The organism is Streptomyces sp. NPDC001292 (genome assembly GCF_042896465.1).
Classification (GTDB): Bacteria; Actinomycetota; Actinomycetes; order Streptomycetales; family Streptomycetaceae; genus Streptomyces.
The window spans coordinates 142,473-155,662 of record NZ_JBIAXG010000005.1; the positions used below are offsets into that span (position 1 = coordinate 142,473).

A 13,190-nucleotide genomic window follows, 5' to 3' on the forward strand; every position below is an offset into this window, starting at 1 on the left:
CCCGAACGCGGCGCGGTCCGCTGTCGGTGAGGTGGGGCAGGATGGGACGGATGAGCGAAGTGAGCCCTCCGGACGACGGCCGCCCCGAGCACCCCGACGCGCTGCCCGAGTACGCCGAGCGGGTCCTGGAAGTCGCCGAGATGATCCCGCCCGGGTGCGTCATGACGTACGGCGACGTCGCCGAGTGGCTGGAGCGGGGAGGACCCCGCCAGGTGGGCCGCGTGATGGCCCTGTACGGCGGCGCCGTCCCGTGGTGGCGGGTCGTACGCGCCGACGGGGTCCTGCTCCCGGGCCACGAACTGCGCGCTCTCGCCCACTACCGCACGGAGGGCACACCCCTGAGGGAGGCGGGCAGGGCGGCCGAGGGCCACCTGCCCCGTCTCGACATGAGACGGGCCCGGTGGGACGGCGGCGAACGTGCGCAGGGTCACACCTGACAGCTTCCGCCATTCGAGGGGGCCGTGGGGAGCCCATGGCCCGTACGGGGGAATCGGGGCACTTCCGTGGCATGCCGTACGTTCGTGGGTCGAGGGACACATGCGACGGCGGTGCCGGGGGAGGACCGGGAGAAGCAGGGGAAGAAGGCGAAGCCCTCGTTCCGCGCCCGGCCGCGGCGTAGCGTCGGCTCCGCGTGTCCCCCTCACCCCACCGGCCTCCGCGCTCCCTCTCGGGACGTCCGTTCCCGCGACGACGGCGCTGCGGGCCGGCCGTGACAGATCCCAGCACACCCACCAGGACCGGCGAACCACGTGAGCTCCTCTTCCTCCACCAGGCGCCTGCCGCACCCCCGGGTGCGGCAGGGGGACCGTGGCGCCTACCGACTGGTGCGTACCCCGCCGACCAGACCGGATCCCCCTCGTCTGGACGCCGCACAGCGCTCCGTGGTTGACCACCGGACCGGTCCGCTGCTCGTCCTCGCAGGTCCGGGCACGGGCAAGACCACCACGCTGGTCGAGTCGGTGGCCGCGCGGATCGCCCGCGGCCAGGACCCCGAGCGGATCCTGGTGCTGACGTTCAGCCGCAGGGCCGCCGCCGACCTGCGCGACCGCATGGCGCTGCGCACCGGGGCGGCCCACGTCCCGCAGGCGACCACCTTCCACTCGTTCTGCTACGCCCTGGTCCGCGCCCACCAGGACAGCGAACTGTTCGTCGAGCCGCTGCGCCTGCTGTCCGGACCCGAGCAGGACGTGACCGTCCGCTCGCTCCTGGCCGGCCAGGTCGACCTGGAGAGGCTGGGCCTGGCGCACGTGCGCTGGCCGGACGAGCTGCGCGCCTGCCTGACCACCCGCGGTTTCGCCGACGAGGTCCGCGCGGTCCTCGCCCGCAGCCGCGAACTGGGCCTCGGCCCCGACGCCCTGGCCGCCTTCGCCCGCCGCATCGGCCGCCCCGACTGGCAGGCCGCGGCCGCCTTCCTCGCCGAGTACCTCGACGTTCTCGACCTGCGGGGCGTCCTCGACTACGCCGAACTGGTCCACCGCGCGGTGCTCCTCGCCCGCCGCCCCGAGGTCGCCGAACGGCTCGCCGCGCGGTACGACGCGGTCTACGTCGACGAGTACCAGGACACCGACCCCGCCCAGGTACGGCTGCTGCGCGCGCTGGCCGGTGGCGGTCGCACCCTGCTCGCCTTCGGCGACCCCGACCAGTCGATCTACGCGTTCCGGGGCGCGGACGTGAACGGCATCCTGCAGTTCCCGCAGACGTTCCCGCGCGCGGACGGCACTCCGGCGCCCGTACAGGTCCTGCGCACCTCCCGGCGCTCGGGCGCCGCTCTGCTGGCCGCGACCCGGCTGCTGACCCGGCGGATGCCGCTCACCCGCCTGCCCGCCGACAAGGTCCGCGCCCACCGGGAGCTCACCCCGGTGCGCGACGGCGGCCGCGTCGAGGTCCACACGTACCCGACGCCGGGCACCGAGGTGGACAACATCGCCGACATCCTGCGCCGGGCCCACCTGGAGGACGGTGTCCGCTGGGGCGAGATGGCCGTCCTGGTGCGCGCCGGCGCCCGTTCCATCCCGGGCCTCCGCCGGGCCCTGACGGCAGCCGGAGTGCCCCTGGACGTCGACGGTGACGACCTGCCGCTGCGCCACGAGCCCGCGGTGGCGCCGCTGCTGACGGCGCTGCGGGCGGTGGCCACCGCGGAGGCGGCGCGTCGCTCGGAGGAATCGGAGAAATTGGAGGAACGGGAGGAAGCGGTCGCCGGGGACCAGGCGGCCGGCACCGAGGAGCGGGCCGCCCTCGCGCAGGCCCCGGAGCGGCCCGAGGAGGGTCCGGAGGCGGACGCGTGCTGGCTGGGCACCGAGACCGCGCTCACCCTCCTCGCCTCGCCGCTGGCCGGCGTGGACGCCGCCGACCTGCGCCGCCTGGGCCGCGCACTGCGCGAGGAGGAACGCGCCGCCGGCAACGCGCTGCCCCCGCCCTCGGACGAGCTGCTCGGGAGGGCGCTGGCGGAACCCGAACGGCTGGTCGCGCACGACCCCACGTACGCGCGTGGCGTCCAGCGCCTCGGCGCGCTGCTCGGGAAGGCGCGGGAGCGCCTGGCGGGCGGAGGGACCGCCGAGGAGGCGCTGTGGGACCTGTGGGACGGCACACCGTGGCCCTCCCGCCTGGAACGGGCGGCCCGGCGCGGCGGCGCGGCGGGCCGCAACGCGGACCGGGACCTCGATGCCGTGTGCGCGCTGTTCGCGACCGCCGCGCGTGCGGAGGAGCGCACCGGCGGCCTGGGCGCACTGAACTTCCTGGCCGAGATCGAGGCCGAGGACATCGCCGCCGACACGCTCACCCGGCGCGCCGTGCGCCCCGACGCCGTACGTCTGATGACCGCGCACCGGTCCAAGGGCCTGCAGTGGCGCCTGGTCGTCGTCGCGGGCGTCCAGGAAGGCCTGTGGCCGGACCTGCGGCGCCGCGGCTCCCTGCTGGAGGCCGACCGCATCGGCCGCGACGGACTCGCCGCCCCGCTCACCCCGGGCGCGCTGCTCGCGGAGGAGCGGAGGCTGTTCTACGTGGCCGCCACGCGCGCGTGTGAACGCCTCGTGGTGACCGCGGTGAAGGCTCCCGCGGACGACGGCGACCAACCCTCCCGCTTCCTCGCCGAGCTCGGTGTCGAACCCAGGGACGTCACCTCCCGACCGCGCCGCCCGCTGTCGGTGGCGGCACTCGTCGCCGAGCTGCGCGCCACGACCGTCGACCCGCGCGCCTCCGCCACGCTCCGGGAGGCCGCCGCGCACCGGCTGGCCCGGCTGGCCGCGCTCGCAGACGACGAGGGCCGTCCGCTGGTGCCCGCGGCCCACCCCTACCGCTGGTGGGGCATGGCCGACCCGACCGTGAGCAAGGTGCCGCTGCGCGACCGCGACCAGCCCGTGACGCTGTCCGGCAGCGCCCTCGACCAGCTCGCCAACACCTGCGCCCTGCAGTGGTTCCTCAGCCGCGAGGTCAAGGCGGACGCCCCGGCGACCGCCGCCCAGGGCTTCGGCAACGTGGTGCACGTCCTCGCCGACGAGGTCGCCTCCGGACGCAGCCCCGCCGACCTCGCGGTCCTCATGGAGCGCCTGGAGACGGTGTGGAACGCGCTCGCCTTCGACGCGCCGTGGAAGTCTGCGCAGGAGAAGGAGCACGCGCGCGTGGCGCTGGAACGCTTCCTGAACTGGCACGTCCTGGAGCGCGCCGGCCGCACCCCGGTGGCCGGCGAGCACGACTTCGACGTGACCCTGGAAGCCGGCGGCTACCAGGTGCGCATCCGCGGCTCCATGGACCGGGTGGAGGCCGACGGCGAGGGACGTGCCTACGTCGTCGACTTCAAGACCGGCAAACAGGCGCCCACCGGAGCCGAGGTGGCCCGCCATCCGCAGCTGGCCGTCTACCAGCTCGCCGTCCGCGAGGGCGCCGTCGACGAGGTCTTCGAGGGGGCACGCCCCGAGCCGGGCGGCGCCGAGCTCGTCCAGCTGCGCCAGGGCGCGGCCAAACGGGACGGCGGAGACAGCCTGCCCAAAGTGCAGACCCAGGAACCGCTGGAGGGGGAGTGGGCCGGCGAGCTGCTGGCCACCGCCGCCGGAAAGGTCCTCGACGAGCGGTTCACGCCGACGGCCGGGCAGCACTGCGCGCACTGCGCCTTCCGGGCGTCGTGCAGCGCGCGGCCGGAGGGGCGCCACATCGTCGAGTGACCCGCGTGACGAACGGCACCACCCGTGCTGACCTGCGCGTCTTTCGACCCCCGAGGCCGTCTGGCACGGATTGTCAGCGCCCGCCGCTAGCCTCTGTCAGGTGCCCGCCCGTATCACCGATCCCGAGCAGCTCAAGGAGCTCCTCGGGATTCCGTTCACCCCGGAGCAGACGGCCTGCATCACCGCGCCGCCCGCCCCGCAGGTGATCGTGGCCGGCGCCGGCTCCGGCAAGACGACCGTGATGGCGGCCCGCGTGGTGTGGCTGGTCGGCACCGGACAGGTCGCCCCCGAGCAGGTCCTCGGGCTGACCTTCACCAACAAGGCCGCCGGCGAGCTCGCCGAACGCGTCCGCAAGGCACTGATCAGGGCCGGCGTCACCGACCCCGAGGCCATCGACCCCGACAACCCGCCGGGTGAGCCGCTGATCTCCACGTACCACGCCTTCGCGGGCCGTCTCCTGAAGGACCACGGACTGCGCATCGGGCTCGAACCCACCGCCCGCCTGCTCGCCGACGCCACCCGCTTCCAGCTGGCCGCGCGCGTGCTGCGCGAGGCGCCCGGCCCCTACCCGGCGCTGGCCCGCTCCTTCCCGGACCTGGTGAGCGATCTCCTGGCCCTGGACGCCGAACTCGCCGAACACCTCGTACGCCCGGAGGACCTGCACGCCTGGGACACCGGGCTGCTGGGCACCCTGGAAGGCGCCAAGCTCACCAACGCCGACCTGCGCAAGGTCCCGGAGACGGCCGCCGCCCGCCGGGAACTGGCCGAACTGGTGCTCCGCTACCGGGCCGCCAAACGCGAGCGCGACCTGCTGGACTTCGGCGACCAGATCGCCCTGGCCGCACGGCTCGCCCGACTGCCGGAGGTCGGCCGCGTCCTGCGCGAGGAGTTCCGGGTGGTCCTGCTCGACGAGTACCAGGACACGTCCGTCGCCCAGCGCATCCTGCTGGCCGGCCTCTTCGGCGACGGCACCGGCCACCCCGTCACCGCCGTCGGCGACCCCTGCCAGGCGATCTACGGCTGGCGCGGCGCCTCCGTCGCCAACCTCGACGACTTCCCCGAGCACTTCGCGCACGCCGACGGCCGCCCCGCCGCCCGCCAGGCCCTGAGCCAGAACCGCCGCAGCGGCGGCCGCCTCCTCGACCTCGCCAACGGCCTCGCCGAGCCGCTGCGCGCCATGCACGCGGGCGTGCAGGCCTTGCGCCCGGCCCCCGGCGCCGAGCGTGACGGCCTGGTGCGCTGCGCCCTGCTGCCCACCCACGCCGAGGAGATCGAGTGGGTCGCCGACTCGATCGCCCACCTCGTGGGGACCGGGACGGCACCCGGCGGGATCGCCGTCCTGTGCCGTACGGCAGCCGACTTCGCCGAGATCCAGGGCGCCCTGGTCGCCCGTGACGTCCCGGTCGAGGTGGTCGGCCTGTCCGGACTGCTGCACCTGCCCGAGGTCGCCGACCTCGTCGCCGTCTGCGAGGTCCTTCAGGACCCCGGCGCCAACGCCGCGCTGGTACGGCTGCTGACCGGCCCGCGCTGGCGCATCGGCCCGCGCGACCTCGCGCTCCTGGGCCGCCGGGCGAGGCTGCTCGTCGCCCACACACGCGTGGACGCCGCCGACGACCCCGACAGCCGGCTCGCCGGGGCCGTCGAGGGCGTCGACCCGGCCGAGGCGATCTCGCTCGCGGACGCCCTCGACACCTTCCTCGAAACGCCCCTGGACGGTGCCGGGGACGACGACCGGCTGCCGTTCTCACCGGACGCGCGCGTGCGGTTCGCCCGGCTCGCCGCCGAACTGCGCGACCTGCGGCGTTCGCTGTCCGACCCGCTGATGGACGTGCTGCACCGCGTCCTGGCCGTCACCGGTCTGGAGGTGGAGCTGTCGGCCTCCCCGCACGCCCTGGCCGCCCGCCGCCGCGAGACCCTGGCGAACTTCCTGGACATCGCCGCTTCCTTCGCTGCGAACGAGAGCGAGGCGAGCCTGCTGGCCTTCCTCGGCTTCCTTCGCACCGCCGCCCAGTACGAGAAGGGCCTCGACAACGCGCTGCCCGGCGGCGAGAACACCGTCAAGGTGCTCACCGCGCACAGGTCCAAGGGCCTGGAGTGGGACGTCGTGGCCGTCCCCGGCCTGGTCACCGGCACCTTCCCCAGCGGGCAGGGCCGGGAGAAGTGGACCAGCCAGGGCAAGGTGCTGCCGCACGCCCTGCGCGGCGACGCCGACACCCTCCCCGACGTCGACGGCTGGGACGCGCGCGGCATGAAGGCCTTCCACGAGGCCATGAAGGACCACCAGCACACCGAGGAGCTCCGCCTCGGCTACGTCACCTTCACCCGTCCCCGCTCCCTGCTCCTCGGCTCCGGCCACTGGTGGGGCCCGAGTCAGAAGCGGCCCCGCGGCCCGTCCGCGTTCCTTCGGGCCCTGTACGACCACTGCGCCGCCGGCCACGGCGAGATCGAGGCCTGGGCGGACGAGCCCGGGGAGGGCGAGGAGAACCCGGCCCTGCACCGGGCCACCACCGACCAGGTGTGGCCCCTGCCCCTGGACGAGGCCGCCCTGGCCCGCCGCCGCGAGGCCGCCGCGATCGTCCTCGCCCACCTGGAGGACCTCGCCACCGGCACGAACGGCCACCCGGAGGCCACGCACGACCCCGCGTCCCACGACGACCCCGACTGGCCCGCGCCACCGCAGGACGACGTACTTCCGCGCGACGACGCACCTCCGTACGACGACGTGCCGCCCTTCGACGAGGACGACGCCTTCGAGGATGACGACCCTTTCGGCGAGGACGACGACCCCTTCGAGCAGGGCGACGCCTTCAAGGACGACGACCTCTTCGAAGGCGACGACCCTTTCGAGGGGGGCACCGACGACTGGGACTCCTGGAGCGGCGACCGCCCGACCGTCCCGCACCAGGCGAGCCCGCGCGACCACCACACCGCGCCCCCGCCCGCGGGCGAGCGCCCGACGCACCCCGAGCCGGACCGTGGACCCGGATCCGGTCCCCTCACTCCGGAGGAAGCCCGCATGGTCGCCTCCTGGGACCGCGACCTCGAAGCACTGACCGGAGAGCTCCGGCGCGCCCGGCAGACCGTCACCGAGGTACCCCTGCCGACCACACTGACCGCATCGCAGCTGCTGCATCTCGCCGCCGACCCCGACGGGTTCGCGCGGGAGCTCGCGCGCCCCATGCCGCGCCCCCCGCAACCGGCCGCACGCCGTGGCACCCGCTTCCACGCCTGGGTGGAAACGCGCTTCGAAGAGCTGACGCTGCCCATGCTGGAGCCCGGGGAACTGCCCGGCGGCGACGCCGAGATCGTCGACGAGCGCGACCTCGAAGCCCTCAAGGAGGCCTTCGAACGCACCCCGTACGCCCACCGCACGCCCCACCGCGTCGAAGCGCCCTTCCAGCTCGCCCTCGCCGGCCGTGTGGTCCGGGGCCGCATCGACGCCGTCTACAAGGAGGGCGACGGCGAGCGGGCGACGTACGAGATCGTGGACTGGAAGACGAACCGCTCCCGCACCGCGGACCCGCTCCAGCTCGCCGTGTACCGGCTGGCCTGGGCCGAGCAGCGGGGCATCCCCCTGGACCGTGTCACGGCCGCGTTCGTCTACGTGCGCACCGGCGAGGTGGTACGGCACGACGACCTCCCGGGCCGCGCCGAGCTGGAACGGCTGCTGACGGAGGAGCCGCAGTCCGAGCCGCAGTGTGACGAACCGCCCGAACGGGAAGCCACCGCGGGCCGATAGTCTCGGAGCCATGAGCCAGACCCCGGACAGCGCCGTCCGCACGTACATCGAGCAGCACCGCACCGCCTTCCTCGACGACCTCGCCGAATGGCTGCGCATCCCGTCCGTGTCGGCCCAGCCCGACCGCGCGCCCGATGTACGGCGCAGCGCCGACTGGCTCGCCGGCAAACTCCAGCAGACCGGTTTCACCAGCACCGAGGTCTGGCAGACCCCGGGCGCCCCCGCCGTCTTCGCCGAGTGGCGCTCCGACGACCCCGAGGCCCCCACCGTCCTCGTCTACGGCCACCACGACGTCCAGCCCGCCGCACGTGAGGACGGCTGGGACAGCGAGCCTTTCGAGCCCGTCGTGCGCGAAGGCCGTCTCTACGCGCGCGGGGCGGCCGACGACAAGGGCCAGGTGTTCTTCCACACACTCGGCGTCCGCGCCCACCTCGCCGCCACCGGCCGCACCGCCCCTGCCGTCAACCTGAAGCTGCTGATCGAGGGCGAGGAGGAGTCGGGCTCCCCGCACTTCCGGGCGCTCGTCGAACAGCACGCGGAGCGCCTGGCCGCCGACGCGGTGATCGTCTCCGACACCGGCATGTGGTCCGCGGACACCCCCACGGTGTGCACCGGAATGCGCGGCCTCGCCGAGTGCGAGATCCGGCTGCACGGACCCGACCAGGACATCCACTCCGGCTCCTTCGGCGGCGCGGTGCCCAACCCGGCGACCGCCGCCGCCCGCTTGGTCGCCGCCCTGCACGACGAGCACGCGCGCGTGGCCGTCCCCGGCTTCTACGACGGCGTCGTGGACCTCACCGACCGCGAGCGCCGGCTCTTCGCCGAGCTGCCCTTCGCCGAGGAGCAGTGGCTGCGTACCGCCAAGTCGTACGCCACCCACGGCGAGGCCGGATACACCACCCTGGAGCGCATCTGGGCCCGCCCCACCGCCGAGGTCAACGGCATCGGCGGCGGTTACCAGGGCCCCGGCAGCAAGACGATCATCCCCTCCACGGCGATGGTCAAGCTGTCGTTCCGCCTGGTCGCCGGCCAGGACCCCGATCACATCGAGAAGGCCGTCCGCGCCTGGGCCGCCGAGCAGGTGCCCGCTGGGATACGGCACGAGATCGTGTTCGGCGCGGCCACGCGCCCGTGCCTGACGCCGCTGGACCACCCGGCCCTGCAGTCCGTGGTCCGCGCCATGGGCCGCGCTTTCGACGCCCCCGTCCGCTTCACGCGCGAGGGCGGGTCGGGACCGGCCGCCGACCTCCAGGAGGTGCTCGGCGCGCCCGTTCTCTTCCTGGGCATCTCCGTCCCCTCCGACGGCTGGCACGCGCCGAACGAGAAGGTCGAGCTCGACCTCCTGCTCAAGGGCGTCGAGACCAGCGCGTACCTGTGGGGCGATCTCGCGGAGTACTGGCACGATGCGCCCTGACGGGCGCCCACCGGCCCGGGCGGTGTCGCGCCGGGCGCACACTGGAAAGGCCGTCGCGCGCCCCCAGGCCCCTCCGGACGCGGACGCCTCCTGCCGCACGTCCCGCTGAACCGCCGCCGAAACAACCGTTGCACCGGGGGAGTTGGAAGCACCCGTGACCACCTGGACCGACCACACCGCCGACCGACCCATCTCGCTCACCGCGCCCAGCGGCATCGACCGGGCCGCCCACCACCGGCTCGACGAGGCCTGGCTCGCCGCGGCATGGAGCCACCCCTCGACGCGCTGCTTCGTGGTCTCCGGCGGTCAGGCTCTGATCGACGAGACCCCCGACGGCCGGACCGAACTGGTCACGACGCCCTCCTTCGAGGCCCCTCTCACCGAGGCGCACCGCTACTTCCTCGGCACGGACGCGGAGGGCGTCAGCTACTTCGCCCTGCAGAAGGACTCGCTGCCCGGCCGCATGGACCAGTCCGCCCGCCCGGCCGGCCTGCGCGAGGCCGGCCTGCTGCTGTCACCCCGGGACGCCGGCCTGATGGCGCACGCGGTGGCCCTGGAGAACTGGCAGCGACTGCACCGTTTCTGCTCCCGCTGCGGCGAGCGCACCGTGATCGCCGCGGCCGGGCACATCCGCCGCTGCCCGGCCTGCGGCGCCGAGCACTACCCGCGCACCGACCCCGCCGTGATCATGGCGGTCACCGACGAGGAGGACCGGATCCTGCTCGGCCGCCAGGTGCACTGGCCCGAGGGCCGCTTCTCCACGCTCGCCGGCTTCGTCGAGCCCGGGGAGTCCATCGAGCAGTCGGTGCGCCGCGAGGTCCACGAGGAGGTGGGCGTCGCCGTCGGCGAGGTCGAGTACGTCGCCAGTCAGCCCTGGCCGTTCCCCTCCAGCCTCATGCTGGGCTTCATGGCGCACGCCACCTCGACCGAGATCGCCGTCGACGGCGACGAGATCCACGAGGCCCGCTGGTTCTCCCGCGAGGAACTGCGCTCGGCCTTCGAGTCCGGCGAGGTCCTGCCGCCCTACGGCATCTCCATCGCGGCCCGGCTCATCGAGCTCTGGTACGGCAAGCCGCTGCCGACGAGGAGCACCGTCTGAGGCCCCGGAACGACGAGAAGGCGGCCTCCCCGGGGGTTCCGGGGAGGCCGCCTTCCGTCTCTGTCGTGCGACGCGCCGCGATCAGGCGCCGACCTTCTCCTTGACCTGAGCCAGCGACGGGTTCGTGAGAGTCGAGCCGTCTTCGAAGAGCACGGTGGGAACCGTCTGGTTTCCGCCATTGGCCTTCTCGACGAAGGCCGCGGAATCCGGGTCCTGCTCGATGTTGATCTCGGTGTACGCGATGCCCTCGCGGTCCATCTGGCTCTTCAGCCGGCGGCAGTAGCCGCACCACGTGGTGCTGTACATCGTCACAGTGCCCGGCATGTCTCTCGCGCTCCTTCGGCGGCTCGGGGACGTATTCGTCGCAGGGAAGGAACGTACGCCATCGCTCCGGCATTCCCACCGGGGGTATCCGGCCGGCGTGACGCGCTGCACGAGGACCGCGGCGTTGACGCGCGGCAGGGGGACGCGCGGCATCAGTACGACCGCCGGGGGCTCCCTGTGGACAACCGGCTCATGGGTCCCACGGCGACCTGGCAGCATGGCTGTGTGACAGCAGCAACGCACTCCCCGCTCTTCCCTCGTGTCCCCGACTCCGCCGACGCGGTGCTCGACGGACTCGACCCCGAGCAGCGCGAGGTGGCCACCTCGCTGCACGGGCCGCTGTGCGTCCTGGCGGGCGCCGGCACGGGCAAGACCCGGGCGATCACCCACCGCATCGCCTACGGAGTGCGCGCGGGTGTCCTCCAGCCCTCCAGCGTGCTGGCCGTCACCTTCACCAACCGTGCCGCGGGGGAGATGCGAGGCCGGCTGCGCCAGCTCGGCGCGCACGGCGTGCAGGCCCGCACCTTCCACTCCGCCGCCCTGCGGCAGTTGCAGTACTTCTGGCCGAAAGCGATCGGTGGCGCCATGCCCCGGCTCGTCGACCGCAAGATCCAGCTCGTCGCGGACGCGGCCGCCGCCTGCCGCATTCGCCTGGACCGGGGCGAGCTGCGGGACGTCACCGCCGAGATCGAGTGGTCCAAGGTCACCCAGACCGTCCCGGCCGACTATGCCCTCGCGGCCGCGAAGGACGGCCGCGCCGCCCCCCGCGATCCGGCCGAGATCGCCCAGCTGTACTCGGTGTACGAGGACCTCAAGCGGGACCGCTCGGTCATCGACTTCGAGGACGTCCTGCTGCTGACCGTCGCCATCCTGCAGGACCGGCCCGACGTCGCCGAACAGGTCCGCGCGCAGTACCAGCACTTCGTGGTGGACGAGTACCAGGACGTCTCCCCGCTCCAGCAGCGCCTGCTGGAGCTGTGGCTGGGCGACCGCGACAGCCTGTGCGTCGTCGGTGACGCCAGCCAGACGATCTACTCCTTCACCGGAGCGACCCCCGACCATCTGCTCGACTTCCGCACCCGTCATCCCGGCGCCACCGTCGTCAAGCTGGTCCGCGACTACCGCTCCACCCCCCAGGTCGTCCACCTCGCCAACGGACTGCTCGCCCAGGCCCGGGGCCGGGCCGCCGACCACCGGCTGGAACTGGTCTCCCAGCGCGCCCCCGGCCCTGAGCCCGCCTACACCGAGTACACCGACGAACCCGCAGAGGCCGAGGGGGCCGCCCACCGCATCCACGACCTCATCGCCTCCGGCGTTCCGGCGAGCGAGATCGCCGTCCTGTTCCGGACGAACGCCCAGTCCGAGACCTACGAGCAGGCCCTCGCCGACGTCGGCGTGCCCTATCAGCTGCGCGGCGCGGAGCGCTTCTTCGACCGGCCCGAGGTGCGCAAGGCCAGTGTCGCGCTGCGCGCCGCCGCCCGTTTCGGCGGCAACGACTCCCTCCTCGACGACGCCGTCGACCTGCCCTCACAGGTCCGTGCCGTGCTGTCGGGGGAGGGCTGGGCCTCGCAGCCGCCGGCCGGCTCCGGCGCGGTCAGGGAACGCTGGGAGTCGCTGGCCGCCCTGGTGAACCTCGCGCAGGACTTCGCCGCCGCCCGGCAGGGCGCGACGCTCACCGACCTCGTGGCGGAACTCGACGAGCGGGCGAACGCCCAGCACGCCCCGACGGTCCAGGGCGTCACCCTCGCCTCCCTGCACTCGGCCAAGGGCCTGGAGTGGGACGTCGTCTTCCTGGTCGGTGTCGCCGAGGGCATGATCCCCATCACCTACGCCCGAACAGACGAACAGATCGAGGAGGAACGCCGCCTCCTGTATGTGGGCGTCACCCGCGCCCGCGAGCGGCTGCACGTCTCCTGGTCGCTGTCCCGTTCGCCCGGCGGCCGTCCCAGCCGCCGTCCCAGCCGCTTCCTCGACGGGCTGCGCCCCGGCTCGGCCGGCAGCAGCGCGGGCCGCACCGCGCCCGGCGGCTCGGGGGGCGTCGAGCGCGGCTTCACCGCGGCCGTGGGGACGCGGGGAGCGCCCGCCCCGCGCACGCAGCGCACCCCGGCCCGGTGCCGGGTCTGCGGCCGCACGCTCACCGACGCCGGCGAGATGAAGCTGATGCGCTGCGAGGGCTGCCCCTCCGACATGGACGAGGGCCTGTACGAGCGGCTGCGCGAGTGGCGGGCGGTCCAGGCGGGGCGCAGCGGGCAGCCCGCCTTCTGCGTCTTCACCGACAAGACGTTGATGGCGATCGCCGAGGCCGTCCCGGACGACGAGCGCGAACTGGCGCACATCCCCGGAGTGGGGATGCGCAAGCTCCGCCGGTACGGATCGGATGTTCTCGCGATCTGCGCAGGCCGGGAGCCCGGGGGAGAGGGGGCCGAAGACTGATGGGAACTCGTCGAAAAAATAGTT

7 protein-coding genes are annotated in these 13,190 nt (G+C 73.9%); 6 read left to right on the top strand and 1 reads right to left on the bottom strand.

Annotated elements, in window-relative coordinates:
* The first annotated feature begins 50 nt into the window (after positions 1–50).
* The 5 genes from ACFY4A_RS08540 (at position 51) to nudC (ending at position 10,409) form a co-directional block, all read left to right on the top strand.
* A complete protein-coding gene (locus ACFY4A_RS08540; protein WP_390828654.1) occupies positions 51–437 on the top strand; it encodes an MGMT family protein in 387 nt (128 codons plus the stop codon).
* Positions 438–749: 312 nt separating this feature from the next.
* Entirely contained in the window at positions 750–4,157 is a 3,408-nt protein-coding gene (locus ACFY4A_RS08545) for an ATP-dependent helicase (protein WP_390828656.1), read from the top strand.
* Positions 4,158–4,257: 100 nt separating this feature from the next.
* Complete coding sequence (locus ACFY4A_RS08550; protein WP_390828657.1) at positions 4,258–7,896, top strand: UvrD-helicase domain-containing protein; 3,639 nt, start codon at positions 4,258–4,260, stop codon at positions 7,894–7,896.
* Positions 7,897–7,906: 10 nt separating this feature from the next.
* Positions 7,907–9,310 carry a dipeptidase gene (locus tag ACFY4A_RS08555; protein WP_390828658.1) on the top strand — a complete coding sequence of 468 codons (1,404 nt, stop codon included), beginning with the start codon at positions 7,907–7,909 and terminating at the stop codon, positions 9,308–9,310.
* Between the two features lie 154 nt (positions 9,311–9,464).
* Entirely contained in the window at positions 9,465–10,409 is a 945-nt protein-coding gene (nudC, locus tag ACFY4A_RS08560) for an NAD(+) diphosphatase (protein WP_390828660.1), read from the top strand.
* Positions 10,410–10,490: 81 nt separating this feature from the next.
* Here nudC and ACFY4A_RS08565 read toward each other — a convergent pair whose 3' ends face one another.
* Positions 10,491–10,733, bottom strand: coding sequence for a mycoredoxin (locus tag ACFY4A_RS08565; RefSeq protein WP_390828661.1), 243 nt, complete (start codon positions 10,731–10,733; stop codon positions 10,491–10,493).
* Positions 10,734–10,958: 225 nt separating this feature from the next.
* Between ACFY4A_RS08565 and ACFY4A_RS08570 the strand changes: the two genes are divergently transcribed.
* Complete coding sequence (locus ACFY4A_RS08570) at positions 10,959–13,166, top strand: ATP-dependent DNA helicase UvrD2 (protein ID WP_390828662.1); 2,208 nt, start codon at positions 10,959–10,961, stop codon at positions 13,164–13,166.
* Positions 13,167–13,190: the final 24 nt, after the last annotated feature.

Bases quoted from the DNA above. Each gene is read 5' to 3' on its own strand.
- ACFY4A_RS08540 (WP_390828654.1), top strand. From the start codon at position 51: ATGAGCGAAGTGAGCCCTCCGGACGACGGCCGCCCCGAGCACCCCGAC.
- ACFY4A_RS08555 (WP_390828658.1), top strand. From the start codon at position 7,907: ATGAGCCAGACCCCGGACAGCGCCGTCCGCACGTACATCGAGCAGCAC.
- ACFY4A_RS08565 (WP_390828661.1), bottom strand. From the start codon at position 10,733: ATGCCGGGCACTGTGACGATGTACAGCACCACGTGGTGCGGCTACTGC.